Genomic DNA, 20,889 nt, shown 5'->3' with positions numbered 1-20,889 from the left:
CGATGACTGACGGCCGCGCTCCTGCGGCCCCGGGGTTTATCAGACCGCGAACAGCAGGAACTCGCGTTCCCAGGAGCTGATCACGCGTTTGAAATTTTCATGCTCGGCGCGTTTGGTGGCGACGTAGCCTGCGATGAATTTCTTGCCCAGGTACGGCTCCAGCGCGCTGCAGTTCTCCATGCGTTCAAGGGCGTCCTCGATGGTCAGCGGCAGGCGCAGGTTGCGCCGCTCGTAACCGCGGCCCTTGACCGGCGCGCTGGGGTTGATGCCTTCGACCATGCCGATGTAACCGCACAACAGGCTGGCGGCAATCGCCAGGTAAGGGTTGGCGTCGGCGCCGGGCAGGCGGTTTTCCACACGCCGGTTCTGCGGGCCGGCATCCGGCACGCGCAGGCCCACGGTGCGGTTCTCCTCGCCCCACTCCACGTTCACCGGCGCCGAGGTGTCGGGCAGGAAGCGGCGGAACGAGTTGACGTTGGGGGCAAACAGCGGCAGCACCGACGGGATGAACTTCTGCAGGCCACCGACGTGGTGCAGGAACAGCTGGCTCATGCTGCCGTCTTCGTTGGAGAAGATGTTCTTGCCGGTGTTCACGTCGATGATGCTCTGGTGCAGGTGCATCGCACTGCCCGGCTCGCCGGTCATGGGCTTGGCCATGAAGGTGGCGGCGACGTTGTGCTTGAGCGCGGCCTCGCGCATGGTGCGCTTGAACACCAGGATCTGGTCGGCCAGCGACAGCGCGTTGCCGTGACGGAAGTTGATTTCCATCTGCGCGGTGCCGTCCTCGTGGATCAGCGTGTCCAGGTCCAGGTGCTGCAGTTCGCACCAGTCGTAGACGTCCTCGAACAGCGGGTCGAATTCGTTGGCGGCCTCGATGGAGAACGACTGGCGACCGGTCTCGGGGCGACCCGAGCGGCCGATGGGCGGCTGCAGCGGGAAGTCCGGGTCCTCGCAGCGCTTGGTCAGGTAGAACTCCATCTCCGGCGCCACGATCGGCTGCCAGCCTTTGTCGGCGTAGAGCTTCAAGACCTTCTTGAGCACGTTGCGCGGCGACAGCTCGACCGGGTTGCCCTGCTTGTCGTAGGTGTCGTGGATCACCTGCGCGGTGGGCTCGATGGCCCATGGCACCAGGAATACCGCGTTCTCGTCGGGGCGGCAGATCATGTCGATGTCGGCCGGATCGAGCAGCTCGTAATAGATGTCATCGTCGACGTAGTCGCCGGTCACCGTCTGCAACAGCACACTTTCGGGCAGGCGCATGCCCTTTTCGGCAATGAACTTGTTGGTGGGGGAGATCTTGCCGCGCGTGATACCGGTGAGGTCGCTGATCAGACACTCGACTTCGGTGATCTTGTGCTCTTTCAACCAATCGGTGAGCTGGTCGAGGTTGTTACTCATAAATACCTCAGGAGGTAAATGTCTGGACTGACGTCAGGACGCCCAGGCTGGGCCGTCCTGCTCATTCTGGATGCCGCACGACGCTAAAGCAAAGCACCTGCCACGGGGCGAACGCGCAGGGCAATACCCGCTGGGCCGCCTGGCCGGCTATAGTGGTGGCAGTCGATTACAGAAGAGGGTGCGATACCGGGCATGCAGCCCAGGCCGTCAATTATTGCGGCCAGGTGGCGGTGCACGGCCACGCGGTATCTGCCGTGGGTGCGGCGGGCGTGCAGACCGATCCGCGCGGTGCGGCCGGTGACGCCGATTGTCGGCTGGCGAGACATGTAACCCCCGGTATTATTGCTGTTATGGGTTGCAACCGAGCTTAGCCTTGTTCATTTTTTTACACAACACCCCTGTAAAAAATAGAATACGGCCCGCTCAAAGTCGCTGTCTCGCTACCAAAGCAGGCCTTGTCGACGCCCTCATTTGCAGCAAAAATGCCGCTTCAGCGCCGTTTTAGGGCATGATGGGGCTGGCTTGACTTCAGCAGGGCTTTCGCGTTGACTGAACCTGCAAGCCCCCATTGATTGATATTTTTAACAACAAAGGTGTTGCATCATGTCGGTACCCCCGCGTGCCGTTCAGCTTAACGAAGCGAACGCGTTCCTTAAGGAACATCCTGAGGTTCTCTACGTTGACCTTCTGATTGCAGATATGAATGGTGTGGTGCGTGGCAAGCGCATCGAACGCACGAGCCTGCACAAGGTTTACGAGAAAGGCATCAACCTGCCGGCCTCCCTCTTCGCCCTGGACATCAACGGTTCCACCGTCGAAAGCACCGGCCTGGGCCTGGACATCGGCGATGCCGACCGTATCTGCTATCCCATCCCCGGCACCCTCTCCAACGAGCCCTGGCAGAAGCGCCCTACCGCGCAGCTGCTGATGACCATGCACGAGCTCGAGGGCGAGCCGTTCTTCGCCGACCCGCGTGAAGTGCTGCGCCAGGTGGTGAGCAAGTTCGACGACCTGGGCCTGACCATCTGCGCCGCGTTCGAGCTGGAGTTCTACCTGATCGACCAGGAGAACGTGAACGGCCGTCCACAGCCGCCGCGCTCGCCGATCTCGGGCAAGCGTCCGATCTCCACCCAGGTGTACCTGATCGACGACCTCGACGAGTACGTCGACTGTCTGCAGGACATTCTGGAAGGTGCCAAGGAACAAGGCATCCCGGCTGATGCCATCGTCAAGGAAAGTGCCCCGGCGCAGTTCGAAGTGAACCTGCACCACGTGGCCGACCCGATCAAGGCCTGCGACTACGCGGTACTGCTCAAGCGTCTGATCAAGAACATCGCCTACGACCATGAGATGGACACCACCTTCATGGCCAAGCCGTACCCTGGCCAGGCGGGCAATGGTCTGCACGTGCATATCTCGGTGCTGGACAAGGATGGCAAGAACATCTTTACCAGCGAGGATCCCGAGCAGAACGCCGCATTGCGTCACGCGATCGGCGGTGTGCTCGAGACCCTGCCGGCGTCGATGGCGTTCCTGTGCCCGAACGTCAACTCGTACCGCCGTTTTGGTGCCCAGTTCTACGTGCCCAACTCCCCGACCTGGGGCCTGGACAACCGTACCGTGGCCTTGCGCGTACCGACCGGCACGCCGGACGCCGTGCGCCTGGAGCACCGTGTGGCCGGTGCCGACGCCAACCCGTACCTGCTGATGGCAGCCGTACTGGCGGGCGTGCACCACGGTCTGACCAACAAGGTCGAACCGGGCCCGGCGATGGTGGGCAACTCCTACGAGCAGAACGAGCAGAGCCTGCCGAACAACCTGCGTGATGCACTGCGCGAGCTGGACGACAGCGAGATCATGGCCAAGTACATCGATCCGAAGTACATCGATATCTTCGTGGCCTGCAAAGAAAGCGAGCTGGAGGAATTCGAACACTCCATCTCCGACCTTGAGTACAACTGGTACCTGCACACCGTGTAAGGTCCATTCGCCGGCAAGGCCGGCTCCTACAGGGTCGATGTGACCGTGTAGGAGCCGGCCTTGCCGGCGAAGCCCTTAAAGCGCCTTCTCGAAGATCTTCGAATTGCGCTGGTAGTTGTACAGCGAAGCCCGCGCCGCAGGCAGCCGCTCCACCTCGCTGGGCACGAAGCCGCGTTCGCGGAACCAGTGCGCCGTGCGCGTCGTCAGCACGAACAAGGTCTTCAAGCCCATCTCCCGCGCACGCGTCTCGATGCGCTCCAGCAACTCGTCGCCACGCCCGCCATGCCGGTATTCCGGGTTCACCGCCAGGCACGCCAACTCGCCCGCCTCCGAATCGGCGATCGGGTACAGCGCCGCGCAGGCAATGATCATCCCCTCGCGCTCCACCACACTGAACTGCTCGATCTCGCGCTCCAGCACCTCGCGCGAACGCCGCACCAGGATGCCCTGCTCTTCCAGCGGGCTGATCAGGTCCAGCAGGCCGCCGACATCCTCGATGGCCGCCTCGCGCACCTTCTCGAACTGTTCCTGAGCCACCAGCGTGCCGCCACCGTCACGGGTGAACAGCTCGGTGAGCAGCGCACCGTCCTCGGCATAGCTGACGATGTGGCTGCGCGCCACACCGCCACGGCAGGCTTCGGCGGCCGCGTCCAGCAGCTCGCCCTGATAGTCCGAGCCCAGGCGCTGCAGATGCGCCGGCACCTGCTGCGGGCGCAGCTCACGCACCAGCCTGCCGCTCTCATCCATCAGCCCGCGCTCGGCGCCGAACAGCAGCAGCTTGTCGGCCCCCAGCTCGATGGCCGCACGGGTGGCGACGTCTTCGCAGGCCAGGTTGAAGATCTCGCCGGTGGGCGAATAGCCCAGCGGCGACAGCAGCACGATGGAGCGCTCGTCGAGCAGGCGATTGATGCCCTTGCGATCGACCCGGCGCACCTCGCCGGTGTGGTGATAATCGACGCCTTCGAGCACGCCGATGGGGCGCGCCGTGACCAGGTTGCCGGCGGCCACGCGCAGGCGCGAACCCTGCATCGGCGAGGCGGCCATGTCCATCGACAGGCGCGCCTCGATGGCGATGCGCAGGTGGCCGACCGCGTCGATCACGCATTCCAGGGTGGCCGCATCGGTGATGCGCAGGCCGTGATGGTAGTGCGCGCTAAGGCCGCGGGCGGCCAGGCGGCTTTCGATCTGCGGGCGCGAACCGTGCACCAGCACCAGGCGCACGCCCAGGCTGTGCAGCAGCACCAGGTCGTGGACGATATTGCCGAAGTTGGGGTGCTCGACCCCGTCACCGGGCAGCATGACCACGAAGGTGCAGTCGCGGTGGGCATTGATGTAAGGCGAAGCATGACGCAGCCAATTGACGTATTCGGGCATAACCAGAGCCTGTAGAAACCTGTGGAAAAAGGACAAGAACGGAAAAGCACACAGCGCTCGAAGGGTTATCGTCGCAACAGGTCTGGCGTCACGCGCATTCTCCTTGGGTAAAAACGGTTGAAATCAGCGGGCAATTACCGGGTTGAGGCAATAATGCCCGATCAACTCACGCAATAGACGCACGGTAGGCTCCAGGCGTGACATTTCGAGGTACTCGCCCGGCTGGTGGGCACAGCTGATGTCGCCGGGGCCCAGCACCAGGGTTTCGCAGCCCAGACGTTGAAGATAAGGCGCCTCGGTACCAAAGGCCACCGCCTCGGCCGTATGCCCGGTAAGACGCTCGGCCACGCGCACCAGTTCGGCGTCGGCGGCCTGCTCGAACGGCGGCACCTCGGGAAACAGCGGCGCGTAGTCGATCTTCACCTGGTGCTGTTCGGCCAGCGGCGCCAGCTTGCTGCGGATCGCAGCACGCAGCACTTCGGGGTCCATGCCCGGCAGCGGACGCAGGTCGAACTCCAGGGCGCACTGCCCGCAGATACGGTTGGGGTTGTCGCCACCGTGGATGCAGCCGAAGTTCATGGTCGGCTGCGGCACGCTGAACTGGGCGTTGCTGTACTGCTGCTGCCATTGCCGGCGCAGGCCCATCAGCTCGCCCATCACCGCATGCATCGCCTCCGAGGCGCTGTGGCCCAGGCTCGGGTCGGACGAATGACCGCTGCGCCCGAGGATATCGATGCGCTCCATCATCACCCCCTTGTGCAGGCGGATCGGGCGCAGCCCGGTCGGCTCGCCGATCACCGCAGCACGGCCCAGCGGGCGGCCGGCGTCGGCCAGGGCGCGGGCGCCGGACATCGAACTTTCCTCGTCGCAGGTAGCCAGGATCAGCAGCGGCTGCCTGAACGGCTGCTCGAGCAGCGGGCGTACCGCCTCGATCACCAGGGCGAAGAAGCCCTTCATGTCGCAACTGCCAAGGCCCACCCAGCGCCCGTCCACCTCGGTCAGCTTGAGCGGATCGGTCTGCCACAGCTGCGGGTCATAGGGCACCGTGTCGCTGTGCCCGGCCAGCACCAGGCCACCGGGGCCGCTGCCGTAGCTGGCCAGCAGGTTGAACTTGCCCGGCGTCACCTCCTGCAGCTCGCAGGCAAAACCCAGGTCACCCAGCCAGGTGGCCAGCAGGTCGATCACCGCGCGGTTGGACTGGTCCAGGCTCGGCTGGGTGCAACTGACCGACGGCGTGGCGATCAGGGCGGCGAACTGGTCTTTGAGCGGCGGCAAAGGCATGCGCATTCTCCTCGGTACGAGGCCCATCATAGGGCTATCGGGCACCTGGAATAAACCGTCAGCGGCCGACTCCTGTACACTGCACGGCCAAGACGCACCCAGTCATCGAGCCTGCCAGCAATGAACAAAGAAACCGAACTCAAACTGCGGGTCAGCCGCGAGACCCTCGCTGCCCTGCGCGAACACCCGTTGCTGAAGAAGCGCAACAAGTCCGGCTGGCAGCAGCGCGAGCTGCTCAATCAATATTTCGATACCCCAGAACGCGACCTGGCCGCGGCCAAGGTGGCCCTGCGCCTGCGCCGTGACGGCGACGTGGTGATCCAGACCCTCAAGGCCCGTGGCCACAGCACCGCCGGGCTGTCGGTACGCAACGAGCACGAATGGCAGCTGCCCAAGGCCAAGCTCGACCTCAAGAAGCTCGACGAGCAGGTATGGCCGGGCGAGCTGGCCGACCTGGACAAGAAAACCATCAAGCCGCTGTTCAGCACCGACTTCACCCGCGAATACGCCGAAATCGCCTGGGGTCGCGGCAAGGCCAAGGTGGTCATCGAGGCTGCGCTGGACCTGGGCCATGTAGTGGCCGGCAAGCAGAAGGAAGCCATCTGCGAGCTGGAGCTGGAACTGCGTGAAGGCGAGCCGGCCGCACTGCTGGAACTGGCCGCCGAGCTGGCCGCCAGCCTGCCGCTGATGCCGTGCGACATCAGCAAGGCCGAACGCGGCTACCGCCTGCTCGACCCCTCGAGCTTCGCCGTGAGCCTGCCGCCTGCTGAACTGAACGCCGAGATGCCGCTGGACGATGCCTTCGCGGCACTGGCCTGGCACCTGCTGGGCAGCAGCCAGCGCCTGGCCGAGCAGTACCTGTTCAACGGACACTGGCGCCTGCTGCAGGACTGGGTCCAGAGCCTGGCCGAACTGCGCGCCCTGCTCGGCAGCCTGGGCCAGGCCGCGCCGCGCCCGACCACCAGCGCCCTGCGTGCCAGCCTCGACGCCCTGCTCGAGGACTGGCGCCCGCTGGTGCTGGCCGGCAACGACGACGAAGACGTGCGCCGCGCGGCGCCCGAGCAGTTCGCCGAAGAACTGCTCGACACCCGCTGGGGCCAGTTCTCGCTGGACACCTCGCGCTGGCTGCTGGCCCGTGGCTGGACCGTCGAGCGCAACAAACGTGGCGACCGCCAGGGAGCCGCGCAACTGGGCAACTGGCTCAAGGTGCTGCTGTCGGACGAAGCCAACGCGCTGCAACTGCCGCTGTACCACCGCCAGCCTGAAGACCTGGCCGAACAGCTGCCGCGCATCGAGCGCCTGCTGGCCTGGCTGCACCATGCCCGCCAGGTGCTGGAAAGCCCCGACCTGGACCGCCTGTTCGGCGAGCTGAACAAGCTGCACGAACTGGCCAACCTGCCAATCAGCGACGACGTGCTCGAAGCCCGTGTGCATCAGGCCATGGCGGTGTTCCAGAGCCGCGGCTGGAAGCACCTGCTGCGCAAGTGACGGCTACACCGGCAAGCTGGTCGTGGACTTGATTTCGGACAAGGCCACGATCGAGTTGACCTCCTGGATCCCCGGCACCATCGACAGCTTTTCGAAGAAGAATCGTTCGTAGGCTTCGATGTCCGGGGTGACGATGCGCAGCAGGAAGTCCACTGCGCCCATCAGCACATAGCATTCCAGCACCTCGGGAAACTCGCGGATCGCCTCGGTGAATTCGGCGAAGTTGGTCCGCCCGTGGGCGTTGAGTTTGACCTCGGCGAAAATCTGCGTGTTCAGGCCGATCTTCTTGCGATCGAGCAGGGTCACCTGCCCGCGAATCACCCCCTCCTCCTTGAGCCGCTGGATCCGCCGCCAGCACGGCGACTGCGACAGGCCGACCCGTTCGGCAATCTGTGCGCTGGACAGCGACGCATCCTCCTGCAGCAGAGCCAGGATACGTCGATCGTAGGCGTCCAGTTGGATTTGCATGTTTTATCCCCTCAAGGCGCCATTAATGAATCGAACAATGCGCAGATTACGCAGATCGCTCGATCATAGAGAAAAAATACCCGGTTGAAGATGTAAAAATTCCTCCATCGAAACCGGAGATTTCCCATGAGCGCCCACGAACGGCTGGACAGCCCCGTCACCCCGCTGCGCAGCGATGTCTGGGCCGCCAATGCTGCGCACAGCAGCGTGCACTACAGCCTGCAGGTGGAAGCCGAGCCGGACAGCCTGTGCCGCGTGCTCAACCTTTTTGCCCTGCAGTTCCTCACCCCGCACCAGGTACAGATGCAGCAGCAGGACGACCTGTTGAACCTGGAGATCGGCGTAGCCGGGCTGAGCTGGCACCGCGCCGAACTGATTGCACAGAAAATGCGCAACCTGATCTGTGTCGCCCAGGTCAGCGTCGAGCCTCTGGCGGCCTCGCGCATGCCATTGCAGCAGGCACGCTGAACAGAAAAATCCGGCAACCCTTGCGACAGGCCCTGTGGTCCGCTGGCAGCTAGCCTTGGCTGGCCGTCCGACCTTCGCAAGGAAGCCCCATGCCTGCCACGCCGCCCGATCGCTGGCTCGACCTCGACACCCTGCTCGCCGAACTGCTCGCCCAGCAACGCATCAGCCCCGCCTGTGCGCGCCCCTGGCCGCAGGCCGCCAATGAACCCACACATCCGCTGGAGCGCATCGCCCGACGCGGCCTGAACGACCTGCAACGCCCCGGCCATACCCTGGACCTCGATGCCCTGGGCGAATGGCTGGGCCGCCAGGCCGGCCAGCGCCATGTGCGCATCGACCCCCTGGCACTGCAGGCAGCCAGCCTCGGCGGGCTGATGTCGGCCGCATTCGCGCGGCGTCACCAGATTCTGGCCATCGCGGTGGATGCCCACACGGTGACCGTCGCCAGCGCCCAGCCCTACGTACGCAGCTGGGAGCGCGACCTTGGGCAGGTGCTGCAACGCAGGGTGCAGCGGGTGCTGGCCAGCCCGGTGCAGATCCGTGAGCTGAGCCAGGCGGTGTTTCGCCTGGCCCACTCGGTCAGTGGTGCCAGCCAGCAGGCCGTGCCCGGGCCCGAAGGCGCCAGCCTCGAGGCACTGCTTGACCTGGGCAACAGCGCAGGCGACGTCGATGCCAACGAGACGCACATCGTCGGCATCGTCGACTGGCTGTTGCAGTACGCCTTCGAGCAGCGCGCCAGCGATATCCACATCGAGCCGCGCCGCGACCAGGGCCACCTGCGCCTGCGCATCGACGGCCTGCTGCACCCGGCCTACCAGTTCCCGCCGGCAGTGACCCTGGCGGTGGTCAGCCGGCTCAAGAGCCTGGGGCGCATGAACGTCGCGGAAAAGCGCCGCCCGCAGGATGGCCGCATCAAGGCCCGCTCGGCCGCCGGCGCCGAGGTCGAGCTGCGCCTGGCCACCCTGCCCACCGCGTTCGGCGAGAAACTGGTACTGCGTATCTTCGACCCGCACCTGCTGCACCAGGACTTCACCCAGCTGGGCCTGGACGGCGAGGCGCTGCAGCACTGGCAGGCGATGCTGCACCAGCCCCACGGCATCATCCTGGTGACCGGGCCGACCGGCTCGGGCAAGACCAGCACCCTGTACGCCACCCTCAAGCAACTGGCCACGCCACAGGTCAACCTGTGCACCCTCGAAGACCCGATCGAACAGCTCGAGCCGGCCTTCAACCAGATGCAGGTGCAGCCCGGCATCGACCTGGGCTTTGCCAACGGTGTGCGTGCGCTGCTGCGCCAGGACCCGGACATCATCATGATCGGCGAGATCCGCGATGCCGACACCGCGCAGGTGGCGATCCAGGCCGCGCTCACCGGCCACCTGGTGCTCTCGACCCTGCACACCAACGATGCCTGCGGCGCCGTCGGGCGCCTGCTGGAACTGGGCATCGCGCCGTACCTGATCCGTGCCACGCTGGTCGGCGTGCTGGCCCAGCGCCTGGTGCGCACGCTGTGCCCGGCGTGCAAGGTGGCGCAGCCGCTCGACATGGCGCACTGGCGCGAACTCGACCCGCAGGCGCCGCTGCCCACCGCTACCTGCCAGGCTGAAGGCTGCCGCGATTGCCGGTACACCGGCTACCGGGGCCGCACCGGCCTGTTCGAGCTGCTGCCTGTGAGCCCACGCCTGCGCGAGCAGCTGTCGGGCGACGTCGACCTGGCAAACCTGCGCCGCCAGGCCCGGGCCGAGGGGCTGGGCAGCCTGCGCACCAGCGGCGCGCAAAAAGTCGCCGCAGGGCTGACTACACTGACAGAAGTGATTCGCGTTACTGCATGAAATGAAATGATCCGGCGCTGGCCTGCACAGCTGACCACATGCCAAGCTTGCGCACTTTCAGTCCTGCTGACCAAGGAAACGTCATGCAAATCGGAATGGTAATGCTGTTATTCGTGGGCCTGGCCCTGGCGCTGGTGTTCATGGGGTTCAAGGTGGTGCCGCAGGGTTTCCAGTGGACCGTGGAACGCTTTGGCCGCTACACCACCACCCTCAAGCCGGGCCTCAACATCATCGTGCCGGTGATGGACCGCATCGGGCGCAAGATCAACATGATGGAAAGCGTGCTGGACATCCCGCCGCAGGAAGTCATCACCGCCGACAACGCCACCGTGCAGATCGATGCGGTGTGCTTCTTCCAGGTGGTCAACACGGCGCAGGCCGCCTACGAGGTCAACAACCTCGAGCACGCCACCCGCAACCTGCTGCAGACCAACATCCGTACCGTGCTCGGCTCCATGGAACTGGACGCCATGCTCAGCCAGCGCGACGCCATCAACGAGCGCCTGCTGCGCACCGTGGATGAAGCCACCGCACCGTGGGGCATCAAGATCACCCGTATCGAGATCAAGGACATCAGCCCGCCGGCCGACCTGATGGCCGCCATGTCCGGGCAGATGAAAGCCGAGCGGGTCAAGCGTGCGCAGATCCTCGAAGCCGAGGGCCTGCGGGCGGCAGCCATCCTCACCGCCGAAGGCAAGAAACAGGCGCAGATCCTCGAGGCCGAGGGTGAGCGTCAGGCGGCATTCCTGGAATCGGAGGCCCGCGAGCGCCAGGCCGAAGCTGAAGCCCGCGCCACCCAGGTGGTGTCCGAGGCCATCGCCAACGGCAACGTGCAGGCCATCAACTACTTCGTGGCGCAGAAATACGTCGACGCGCTGGGCAAGCTGGCCTCGGCCAACAACAGCAAGGTGGTGCTGATGCCGCTGGAGGCCAGCCAGGTGATCGGCGCCGTCGGCGGCATCGGCGAAATCGTGCGGGCCACCTTCGACGGCAAGAAGGGCTGAGCATGTGGGACTACCTGCAACACCTGTCGTTCTGGGACTGGCTGGCGCTCGGTACGCTGCTGCTGATCCTGGAGGTGTTCGGCGCCGGCGGCTACCTGCTGTGGATCGGGGTGGCGGCGGCGGGCGTGGGCGTGATTACCTTCGTCGTCCCGCAGCTGCCGTGGACCTTGCAGTTCCTGCTGTTCGGCCTGCTGTCGGTATTCACCGCAGTGTTCTGGTGGCACCGTCAGCGCAGCAATGCCAGCCCCAGCGATGCGCCGGGGCTGAACATGCGCGGCCAGGAACTGATCGGCCGGACCTTCGTGGTGCAGGAGGCCATCGTGGGCGGTCGCGGCAAGATCAAGGTCGGCGACGGGGTGTGGATGGTCCGCGGGCCGGACCTGCCGGTGGGCACCCCGGTGCAAGTGCTGTCGCAGGACGGCGCGATACTGCAGGTTGGCCCCGCACCGTAGGCCCTGGGGAACTTGCCTGGGGAAATCACGATCCAACGCACCATAATAGCCCCCACACTGGAGTAAGCCCCATGCGCGTCAAACTTGCGGTTGCCACCCTTGCCTTGTTGTCGCTGCCGGTTGGCTCGGCGATGGCTGATGGCTTCTGGCGTGATGTGATTTCGTCCGGTGCCACCACCGGCTCCACCTACCTGACCTTCAAGGACCACAAGCTGGTGGTGGCGGCGCAGGAAGATGCCAGCAGCTATGTGGCCAGCAACGGCCAGATCAGCGGGCCGTATCTTGAGGCTGCCATGCAGCGTGTGCGTGCCGAGCAGCCAGGGCTGCAGGTCAGCGACATGGAGCTGGCCAATGCGATCCTGGCGCAGAATGCCGTGACCGAGTAATCACCTCGCCGGCAATGCCGGCTCCTACAGGAGCCAGCCTTGTCGGCCACGAGGCCCTGGCCTCAGCGATAATCCTCCACCGGCACACACGCACAGAACAGGTTGCGGTCCCCGTACACGTTGTCCACCCGGTTCACCGCCGGCCAGTACTTGTGCAGCCGCGCATGGTGGCTCGGCGCAACACCCTGTTCGATCGAGTAAGGTCGTTCCCACACCCCCAGCACATCCGCCAAGGTATGCGGCGCCCGCTTGAGCGGGTTGTCCTCGGCTGGCCAGTTGCCGTTCTGCACCTCTGCAATCTCTGCCCGAATCTTCAGCATCGCCTCCACGAAGCGGTCCAGCTCGGCCTTGGACTCGCTCTCGGTCGGCTCCACCATCAAGGTGCCCGGCACCGGGAACGACATGGTCGGCGCATGGAACCCGTAGTCCATCAGGCGCTTGGCCACATCCTCTTCGGTGATGGCGGTCAGCGCCTTCAAGGGCCGCAGGTCGAGGATGCACTCATGCGCCACCCGCCCATTGCGCCCGCGGTACAGCACCGGGAACGCCCCGCCCAACTGCTGGGCCAGATAGTTGGCCGACAGGATCGCCACCTCGCTGGCATCGGCCAGTTGCGGCCCCATCATGGCGATGTACATCCAGCTGATCGGCAGGATGCTCGCACTGCCCCAGGGCGCCGCACTGACCGCGGTGTTCTGCGGGTCGGGCCCGGGCACCGGCACCACCGGATGGCTGGCCACGAACGGTGCCAGGTGTGCACGCACGCCGATCGGGCCCATGCCCGGCCCGCCACCGCCATGGGGAATGCAGAAGGTCTTGTGCAGGTTCATGTGCGATACATCGGCACCGATGTCCGCCGGCCGCGCCAACCCGACCTGGGCATTGAGGTTGGCGCCATCCATGTACACCTGGCCACCGTGGCTGTGGATAACTTCGCAGATCTCACTGATGCCTTCCTCGTACACGCCGTGGGTCGACGGGTAGGTGGCCATCAGGCAGGCCAGGCGCTCACCCGCCGCCTGGGCCTTGGCCTTGAGGTCGACCAGGTCGACGTTGCCCGCCACATCGCATTCCACGATCACCACCTGCATGCCGGCCATCTGCGCAGACGCCGGGTTGGTGCCGTGCGCCGAGGCCGGGATCAGGCAGATATCGCGCTGACCCTGCTGGCGGCTGCGGTGGTACTTGCTGATCGCCAGCAGCCCCGCGTATTCACCCTGGGCACCGGAGTTGGGTTGCATGCAGATGGCATCGAAACCGGTGATCGCGCACAGCCAGCGCTCCAGCTCGTCGATCATCGCGGTATAGCCCTGGGCCTGGCTGAGCGGCGCGAACGGGTGCAGGTTGGCGAAGGCCGGCCAGGTGATGGGGATCATCTCGCTGCTGGCGTTGAGCTTCATGGTGCACGAGCCCAGCGGGATCATCGACTGGTTGAGGGCCAGATCCTTGTTCTCCAGCTGCTTGAGGTAACGCAGCATCTCGGTTTCGCTGTGGTGCAGGTTGAACACCGGGTGCGTCAGAAACGCCGACTGGCGCTGCAAGGCGTCGGGGATGCCGCTGTGCTGCGCCTGGGCATCCAGCTCGGCCACGCTCAGCCCATGGTCGGCGCCCAGAAAGATGCCGAACAGGCGCAGCACCGTGGCCTCGTCACAGGTTTCATCCAGGCTTACGCCCAGGTGCCCGCGGCCCAGGATGCGCAGGTTGATCTGCGCGGCCTCGGCGCTCTGGATGATCGCGGTCTGGCTGCCGCCGACGTCCAGGGTCAGGGTGTCGAAGAAGTGCTCGTTCAAGCGCTTGAGCCCCTTGGCTTGCAGGCCGGCAGCCAGGATCACCGTGAGCCGGTGCACCCGCTGGGCGATGCGCCTGAGCCCTTCGGGCCCGTGGTACACGGCATAGAACCCGGCGATGTTGGCCAGCAGCACCTGCGCGGTGCAGATGTTGGAGTTGGCCTTCTCGCGGCGGATGTGCTGTTCGCGGGTCTGCAGGGCCATGCGCAGCGCCAGGTTGCCGCGCGCGTCCTTGGAAACGCCGATGATGCGCCCTGGCATGGCGCGCTTGAAGTCGTCGCGGCAGGCAAAGTAGGCCGCGTGCGGGCCGCCGTAGCCCATGGGCACGCCAAAGCGCTGGGTCGAGCCGAGCACCACGTCGGCGCCCTGCTCGCCCGGCGGGGTCAAAAGCACCAGGCTCAGCAGGTCGGCGGCGACGCAGGCCAGCGCCTGCTGGGCATGCAGCTGCTCGATGGCCGGGCGCAGGTCGTGCACCCCGCCGTGGGTGTTGGGGTATTGCAGCAGCGCGCCGAACACCCGGTGCTTGTCCAGGTTGTCCAGCCCATCGACGATCAGCTCGAAGCCGAAGCCCTCGGCGCGGGTCTGCAATACGGACAGGGTCTGCGGGTGGCAATGTTCATCGACGAAGAACGCATTGCTGCGCGACTTGGCCATGCGCCGTGCCAGAGCCATGGCTTCGGCAGCGGCCGTCGCTTCGTCGAGCAGCGAGGCATTGGCCAGGTCCAGCCCGGTCAGGTCGATGACCATCTGCTGGTAATTGAGCAGCGCCTCCAGGCGACCCTGGGCGATCTCCGGCTGATACGGCGTATAGGCGGTGTACCAGCCGGGGTTCTCCAGCACGTTGCGCAGGATCACCGTGGGCGTCAGGGTAGCGTGGTACCCCATGCCGATCAGGCTGGTCCACACCTGGTTCTGCTCGGCGTAACCGCGCAGTTTTGCCAGGGCGGCCTGTTCATCAAGCGCCGGGGGCAGTTCCAGCGGGCGGTTCAGGCGAATGCCCGGCGGGACGGTCTGCTCGATCAGTTCACTGCGACTGCTCAGGCCCAGGGCCTGCAACATCGCCTGCTGCTCGGCCGCATCCGGGCCAAGATGACGACGCAGGAACGGGTTGGGATCGTGCAGTTGGCTCAGGGACGGCGACTGGGACATAGCGGCTCTCTCTTCCAAGACCAAGCCTCGAGGGGTCGAGGCTTATTGAGTCTAGGAAGGGATTGCCGTTCGTGCGGGAAAAACTACTCGCCGATGGCGGCCTTGTAGCCGGCGGCGTCCAGCAACTGCTCCAGCTCTGCCGGGTTGGACGGCTTGAGCTTGAAGATCCAGCTGGCGTAAGGATCGTTGTTCAGGTTCTCAGGGCTGTCGCTGAGGTCTTCGTTGACCGCGATCACTTCGCCGCTGACCGGCGCGTAGATATCCGAAGCGGCTTTCACCGACTCCACCACCCCGGCGGCATCCTTGGCCGCGAACACCTTGCCGACCTCGGCCAGTTCGACGAATACCACGTCGCCCAGGGCTTCCTGGGCGTGGTCGCTGATGCCCACGGTGACGGTACCGTCGGCTTCCAGCCTGGCCCACTCGTGGCTCTCGGCAAAACGCAGGTCGGCGGGGATATTGCTCATAGTGTCTTTCCTCAACAGGTCAGCGGTCGGCCCGCCGGAATGAATTCAGATCAGGATCTTGCCCTGGCGCACGAAGGTCGGCTTGACCACCCGTACCGGGTACCACTTGCCGCGAATTTCCACCTCGGCGCGGTCGGCGGTAGCCACCGGCACGCGGGCCAGGGCAATCGCCTTGCTCAGCGTAGGAGAGAAACTACCACTGGTGATCTCCCCTTCGCCAATCTGTGCGATTCGCACCACCTGATGCGCACGCAGCACACCGCGTTCCTCGAGCACCAGGCCGACCAGTTTCAGCTGCACGCCTGCGGCCTGTTCGGCCTCCAGCGCACGGCGTCCGATGAAGTCGCGGTCGGCCGGTTCCAGGGCGATGTTGTGGGCCAGGTTGGAGGTCAGTGGCGAGTGTGCCTCGTCGATGTCCTGTCCGTACAGCGTCATGCCCGCTTCCAGGCGCAAGGTATCGCGCGCGCCCAGCCCGCTGGGGGCAATACCGGCGCCGACCAGGTCGTTGAAGAACGCCGGGGCCTGCTCTGCCGGCAGGGTGATCTCCAGGCCGTCCTCGCCGGTGTAGCCGGTACGCGAGATGAACCAGTCGCCACTGCTGCGGCCTTCGAAGGGGGCCAGTTCACGAATCAGCGCCGCACGGTCGCTGCTCACCAGCTCGGCCAGCTTGTCCCGCGCATGCGGGCCCTGCACAGCGAAGATCGACAGTTCGGGACGCTCGCGCACCTGCACGTCGTAGTCGCCGATATGGGCCTGCAGCCAGGCCAGGTCCTTGTCGCGGGTGGCGGCGTTGGCCACCAGGCGGTAGCCGTCGTCGGTGCGGTAGACCAGCAGGTCGTCGATCACCCCGCCCTGTTCGTTGAGCAGGGTGCTGTACAGGGCCTTGCCGTGGGCATTCGGGCTGGCTACATCGTTGGCCAGCAACCAGCGCAGCCAGGGCGTGGCCTGGGCGCCGTGCACATCGATCACGGTGAGGTGCGAGACATCGAAGACCCCGCAGTCGCGGCGCACCTGGTGGTGCTCCTCGACTTGCGAGCCGTAATGCAGGGGCATGTCCCAACCGCCAAAATCGACCATCTTGGCGCCAAGCGCCAGGTGCAGGTCATAAAGAGGCGTACGCTGTCCCATGGGTTTCTCCTTCCGGGCGTGGCGAGGCTGCGGCTGAGGGCAGCGTTTCAGCTACCCGGTGCTGATCGGCCGCAGCGAATGCCGCGCATTGTAGCCGCAAGGGCGCAGCCTTACACCCTCAGTGACTTTGACCCGGGTGACGCGCCGAACGCCTTATCAAACCGATGACCGGCAGCAGCCCCACCAGCACCAGCGTCAACGCCGGCAGCGAGGCACGCGACCACTCGCCCTCGCTGGTCATCTCGAATACCCGCACCGCCAGGGTGTCCCAACCGAACGGGCGCATCAGCAGGGTGGCGGGCATCTCCTTGAGCACATCGACGAACACCAGCAGCGCCGCGCTCAGCGCACCCGGCACCAGCAGCGGGAGATACACCTTGAAAAACAATCGCGGGCCGCTGACCCCGAGGCTGCGCGAGGCCTCCGGCAGCGAGGGCCGGATGCGCCCCAGGCTGTTTTCCAAGGGGCCGTAGGCCACGGCAATGAAGCGCACCAGATAGGCCAGCAGCAGTGCCGCCAGGCTGCCCATCAGCAGCGGCCGGCCGGCACCGCCAAGCCAGCTCGAAAGCGGCACCACCAGCTGGTTGTCGAGGTAACTGAAGGCCAGCATGATCGACACCGCCAATACCGAGCCGGGCAAGGCGTAGCCTAGGTTGGCCAGGCTGACCCCGGCGCGCACCACGCGGGTGGGGGCCTGGCGTCGGGCAAACGCCAGCAGCAGTGCCACCGCCACGGTGATCAGCGCAGCCATGGCGCCCAGGTACAGGGTATGCAGGATGAGCGCGCCATAGCGCTCGTCGAGGTCGAAACGCCCGCGCTGCCAGAACCACACCAGCAACTGCAGCACCGGGATAACGAACGCGCAGGCAAACACCAGCAGGCACCAGCTGCTGGCAGCCAGCGCCTTGACCCCGCGCAGGTGGTACAGCGCCGCCACCCGGGGCCGCTCGTTGCTGCTGCGTACCGCACCGCGGGCCCGGCGCTCGCCGTACAGCACCAGCATGACGGCCAGCAGCAACAGGCTGGCGAGCTGGGCGGCGCTGGAGAGGCTGAAGAAGCCGTACCAGGTCTTGTAGATGGCGGTGGTGAAGGTGTCGAAGTTGAACACGGCCACCGCGCCGAAGTCGGCCAGGGTTTCCATCAGCGCCAGCGCCACGCCCGCGCCGATCGCCGGCCGCGCCATGGGCAGGGCCACGCGCCAGAAGGCTTGCAGCGGCGATTGCCCGAGCACCCGCGCCGCTTCCATCAGGCCCTTGCCCTGGGCCAGGAAGGCTGTACGTGCCAGCAGGTAGACATAGGGGTAGAACACCAGCACCAGCACGATGATCACCCCGCCGGTGGAGCGCACGCGCGGCAGGCGCATGGGGCCGAACCATTCGCGCAGCAGGGTTTGCACCGGGCCGGAGAAGTCCAGCAAACCGACGAAGACGAACGCCAGCACATAGGCGGGGATGGCGAACGGCAGCATCAATGCCCAGTCGAGCCAGCGTCGGCCGGGGAATTCGCACAGGCTGGTGAGCCAGGCCAGGCTCACGCCCAGCACGGTGACGCCGACGCCCACGCCGAGGATCAAGGTCAGGGTGTTGCCCAACAGGCGGCTCATCTGGGTGTCGAGCAGGTGCGACCAGATCTGCAGGTCGATGCTCTGCCACGACAGCACCAGCACGCTCAGCGGCAGCAGCACCAGCGCGCAGACGGTGAAGACCAGGGGGTACCAGCGGCGTTGGGCGGGGTGGGCCAAGGGGGAGATCTCTAGCGAATGTGAGATTCGCCGGCAACGCCGGCTCCTACAGGGGGCGCGCATTACCTGTAGGAGCCGGCATTGCCGGCGAAGGGGCCCTGGAGGGCCCCGCAAGAATAAAGCCTTGCGCTCAGTTCCAGCCAGCCCGATCCATCAGGCGAATCGCTTCAGCCTGACGCTTGCCCGCCACTTCCACCGGCAGGCTGTCGGCCTTGAACTTGCCCCACGCCGCCACTTCTGCCGAAGGTTCCACCTTGGGGTTGGCCGGGAACTCCTGGTTCACATCGGCGAAGATCTTCTGCGCCTGCGGCCCGGTCATCCACTCCACCAGCTTGATCGCGGCCTCCTTGTGCGGCGCGTGCCGGGTCAAGCCGATGCCCGACAGGTTGACGTGCACGCCACGGTCGGCCTGGTTGGGCCAGAACAGCTTGATCGGCAGCTGCGGCTGCTCCTTGTGCAGGCGGCCATAGTAGTAGGTATTGACGATGCCCACGTCGCACTGCCCGGCCTCGATGGCCTTGAGCACTGCCACGTCATCCGAGAACACGTCGGTGGACAGGTTGTTCACCCAGCCCTTGAGGATCTCTTCGGTCTTCTCGGCGCCGTGGGTTTCGATCAGGGTCGCGGTCAGCGACTGGTTGTAGACCTTCTTGGCGGTACGCAGGCACAAGCGCCCTTCCCATTCCTTGCCGGCCAGCGCCTCGTAGGTGCTCAGCTCCTCGGGCTTGACCCGGTCGGTGGCGTAGGCAATGGTCCGCGCGCGCAGGCTCAGGCCGGTCCAGTCATGGGACGAAGCGCGATACTGCGGGGGAATGTTGGCGTCGATCACGGCCGACTTGATCGGCTGCAGGATACCCATCTGCTCGGCCTGCCAGAGGTTGCCGGCATCCACGGTCAGCAGCAGGTCGGCGGTGGCGTTGCTGCCCTCGGCCTTGATGCGCTGCATCAACGGCGCTTCCTTGTCGGTGATGAACTTGACCTTGACCCCGGTTTCCTTGGTGTAGGCATCGAATACCGGCTTGATCAGCTCGTCGATGCGCGAGGAATACACCACCACCTCGTCCGCCGCCTGTGCGGTACCGCCCAGCAGGGTGAGCGCCAGGGCGGCGAGTAGATGCTTGCGTGGCAACATGAAGGCGGTCCTCGGAATGCGGGAGAGGCGCAAATGGTAGTGAATGCCATTTGCCTTCTCAACCGAACTGCCAAGGGAGGAGTTACCAGATGTTGCGGTGCCGCCTCAGGCCCGTGCCAGCTCCGGCAGGTCGCCGCTCAGCCCCAGCGCCTGGCGCACGAACAGCGCCTTGGCCTCCGGCAGTTGCTCCACCCACTTCAGGCCACTGTTGCGCAGCCAGCGCAGCGGCAGCGGGTCGGCCTGGAACAGGCGCTCGAAACCCTCCATTGCGGCCATCAAGGCCAGGTTGTGCGGCATGCGCCGTCGTTCGTAGCGGCTCAGCACGCGCACGTCGGCCAGGCGCTCGCCGCGCTCATGGGCATGCTGCAGCACTTCGGCCAGCACCGCCGCGTCCAGAAAGCCAAGGTTCACGCCCTGCCCGGCCAGCGGGTGAATGGTATGTGCCGCATCGCCGATCAACGCCAGGCCCTCGGCCACGTAGCGCTTGGCATGGCGCTGGCGCAGCGGTACGCACAGCCGTGGGTCGGCCGCCAGCACCGTGCCCAGGCGGCCCTCGAAGGCCCGCTCCAGCTCGGCGCAGAAGGCTTCGTCCGGCAGGGCCATGAGGCGCTCGGCCTGCGCAGGCGTGGTCGACCACACGATGGAGCACCAGTGCTGCTGGCCGTCGCGCAGCAGTGGCAGAAACGCCAGCGGGCCGTCATCGGTGAAGCGCTGCCAGGCTGTGGCCTGGTGCGGCTCGGCACAGTGCACGCTGGTCACGATGGCGTGGTGCAGGTAGTCCCACTCACGGGTTTGGCAGCCGGTCAGGCGGCGCACCGCCGAGTTGGCGCCGTCAGCCGCAATTACCAGCGGCGCGCGCAGGGTGCGGCCATCGGCCAGGGTCAGCAGCCAGTCGTCGCCACTGCGGCGCATCTGCTCCAGGCGGGCGTTGGCCAGCAGGCCGATCTCGCTGTCGTGCAGGCGCTGCAGCAGACCGTCCTGCACCACGCGGTTCTCGACGATGTGGCCGAGCACCTCGGCGTGCACGCTGGCGGCCGAAAAGTGGATCTGCCCGGTGCCGCTGCCGTCCCACACGTGCATGTCCGAATACGGGCTCAGGCGCCGCTCGCGGATGTGCTGCCAGGCGCCCACGCGCTCGAGGATGCGCTGGCTGGCCATCGACAGCGCGCTGACTCGCGGCTCGAAGGGCGCCTGTGCATCGAACGGCTTGACCGTCAGGGGGCTGCCGTCGAGCAGCAGGATGTCCAGGCCACTGTGCTGCAAGGCCAGGGCCAGGGCGCTACCGACCATTCCGGCACCGACAATCAACAGATCTGCGCGCATTTCCATGCTTTCAAGCCCGATAAAGAGAAGA

Annotated in this window: 17 protein-coding genes; 7 read left to right on the top strand and 10 right to left on the bottom strand. The window is 65.7% G+C overall.

Features of this window, described 5'->3' with window-relative positions:
• Window positions 1–39: 39 nt before the first annotated feature.
• The gene (locus ACPRTJ_RS11475) at window positions 40–1,398 is read right to left on the bottom strand and encodes a glutamine synthetase family protein (RefSeq protein WP_043863424.1); all 1,359 of its coding nucleotides are present in this window, start codon (window positions 1,396–1,398) and stop codon (window positions 40–42) included.
• Between the two features lie 603 nt (window positions 1,399–2,001).
• Between ACPRTJ_RS11475 and ACPRTJ_RS11470 the strand changes: the two genes are divergently transcribed.
• Window positions 2,002–3,378: a glutamine synthetase family protein gene (locus ACPRTJ_RS11470; protein ID WP_043863423.1), complete on the top strand. Its 1,377-nt coding sequence runs from the start codon at window positions 2,002–2,004 to the stop codon at window positions 3,376–3,378.
• 75 nt (window positions 3,379–3,453) lie between these two features.
• Here ACPRTJ_RS11470 and argA read toward each other — a convergent pair whose 3' ends face one another.
• Together argA and argE are read right to left on the bottom strand one after the other, a co-directional pair.
• Window positions 3,454–4,752 (bottom strand): amino-acid N-acetyltransferase, encoded by a 1,299-nt coding sequence (argA, locus tag ACPRTJ_RS11465; protein WP_043863422.1) that lies wholly within the window; start codon window positions 4,750–4,752, stop codon window positions 3,454–3,456.
• Window positions 4,753–4,875: 123 nt separating this feature from the next.
• Entirely contained in the window at window positions 4,876–6,033 is a 1,158-nt protein-coding gene (gene argE / locus ACPRTJ_RS11460; RefSeq protein ID WP_043863421.1) for an acetylornithine deacetylase, read from the bottom strand.
• Window positions 6,034–6,153: 120 nt separating this feature from the next.
• Between argE and ACPRTJ_RS11455 the strand changes: the two genes are divergently transcribed.
• Complete coding sequence (locus ACPRTJ_RS11455; protein ID WP_315405000.1) at window positions 6,154–7,521, top strand: inorganic triphosphatase; 1,368 nt, start codon at window positions 6,154–6,156, stop codon at window positions 7,519–7,521.
• A 3-nt stretch (window positions 7,522–7,524) separates the two neighbouring features.
• Here ACPRTJ_RS11455 and ACPRTJ_RS11450 read toward each other — a convergent pair whose 3' ends face one another.
• Window positions 7,525–7,989, bottom strand: coding sequence for an Lrp/AsnC family transcriptional regulator (locus ACPRTJ_RS11450; RefSeq protein ID WP_426428866.1), 465 nt, complete (start codon window positions 7,987–7,989; stop codon window positions 7,525–7,527).
• 126 nt (window positions 7,990–8,115) lie between these two features.
• Between ACPRTJ_RS11450 and ACPRTJ_RS11445 the strand changes: the two genes are divergently transcribed.
• The 5 genes from ACPRTJ_RS11445 to ACPRTJ_RS11425 all read left to right on the top strand — a co-directional run bounded on the left by ACPRTJ_RS11445 (window position 8,116) and on the right by ACPRTJ_RS11425 (window position 12,131).
• Entirely contained in the window at window positions 8,116–8,457 is a 342-nt protein-coding gene (locus ACPRTJ_RS11445) for a hypothetical protein (protein WP_426428864.1), read from the top strand.
• An 89-nt stretch (window positions 8,458–8,546) separates the two neighbouring features.
• Window positions 8,547–10,289 carry a GspE/PulE family protein gene (locus tag ACPRTJ_RS11440; protein ID WP_286902102.1) on the top strand — a complete coding sequence of 581 codons (1,743 nt, stop codon included), beginning with the start codon at window positions 8,547–8,549 and terminating at the stop codon, window positions 10,287–10,289.
• 83 nt (window positions 10,290–10,372) lie between these two features.
• A complete protein-coding gene (locus ACPRTJ_RS11435; RefSeq protein WP_043863416.1) occupies window positions 10,373–11,293 on the top strand; it encodes an SPFH domain-containing protein in 921 nt (306 codons plus the stop codon).
• A 2-nt stretch (window positions 11,294–11,295) separates the two neighbouring features.
• Window positions 11,296–11,745, top strand: coding sequence for an NfeD family protein (locus ACPRTJ_RS11430; protein ID WP_054915507.1), 450 nt, complete (start codon window positions 11,296–11,298; stop codon window positions 11,743–11,745).
• Between the two features lie 71 nt (window positions 11,746–11,816).
• On the top strand, window positions 11,817–12,131 hold the full coding sequence (locus tag ACPRTJ_RS11425; RefSeq protein ID WP_043863414.1) for a DUF2388 domain-containing protein: 315 nt from the start codon (window positions 11,817–11,819) through the stop codon (window positions 12,129–12,131).
• 62 nt (window positions 12,132–12,193) lie between these two features.
• On the opposite strand, the gene gcvP is transcribed toward ACPRTJ_RS11425, so the two are convergent.
• The 6 genes from gcvP to ACPRTJ_RS11395 form a co-directional block, all read right to left on the bottom strand.
• A complete protein-coding gene (gene gcvP, locus ACPRTJ_RS11420) occupies window positions 12,194–15,067 on the bottom strand; it encodes an aminomethyl-transferring glycine dehydrogenase (RefSeq protein ID WP_426428861.1) in 2,874 nt (957 codons plus the stop codon).
• An 83-nt stretch (window positions 15,068–15,150) separates the two neighbouring features.
• Complete coding sequence (gcvH, locus tag ACPRTJ_RS11415; protein ID WP_043863412.1) at window positions 15,151–15,534, bottom strand: glycine cleavage system protein GcvH; 384 nt, start codon at window positions 15,532–15,534, stop codon at window positions 15,151–15,153.
• 45 nt (window positions 15,535–15,579) lie between these two features.
• Window positions 15,580–16,662 (bottom strand): glycine cleavage system aminomethyltransferase GcvT, encoded by a 1,083-nt coding sequence (gcvT, locus tag ACPRTJ_RS11410; RefSeq protein WP_043863411.1) that lies wholly within the window; start codon window positions 16,660–16,662, stop codon window positions 15,580–15,582.
• Between the two features lie 118 nt (window positions 16,663–16,780).
• Window positions 16,781–18,403 carry an ABC transporter permease gene (locus tag ACPRTJ_RS11405; RefSeq protein ID WP_058541753.1) on the bottom strand — a complete coding sequence of 541 codons (1,623 nt, stop codon included), beginning with the start codon at window positions 18,401–18,403 and terminating at the stop codon, window positions 16,781–16,783.
• 130 nt (window positions 18,404–18,533) lie between these two features.
• Entirely contained in the window at window positions 18,534–19,535 is a 1,002-nt protein-coding gene (locus ACPRTJ_RS11400; protein ID WP_043863409.1) for an extracellular solute-binding protein, read from the bottom strand.
• A gap of 105 nt (window positions 19,536–19,640) precedes the next feature.
• Window positions 19,641–20,858 carry a 2-octaprenyl-3-methyl-6-methoxy-1,4-benzoquinol hydroxylase gene (locus tag ACPRTJ_RS11395; protein ID WP_168186836.1) on the bottom strand — a complete coding sequence of 406 codons (1,218 nt, stop codon included), beginning with the start codon at window positions 20,856–20,858 and terminating at the stop codon, window positions 19,641–19,643.
• Window positions 20,859–20,889: the final 31 nt, after the last annotated feature.

The organism is Pseudomonas palmensis, assembly GCF_049942755.1.
In the GTDB taxonomy this organism is placed as follows: domain Bacteria; phylum Pseudomonadota; class Gammaproteobacteria; order Pseudomonadales; family Pseudomonadaceae; genus Aquipseudomonas; species Aquipseudomonas palmensis.
The sequence above is the reverse complement of the archived record's forward strand: the minus strand, read 5'-3'. Positions and strand labels throughout refer to the sequence as shown.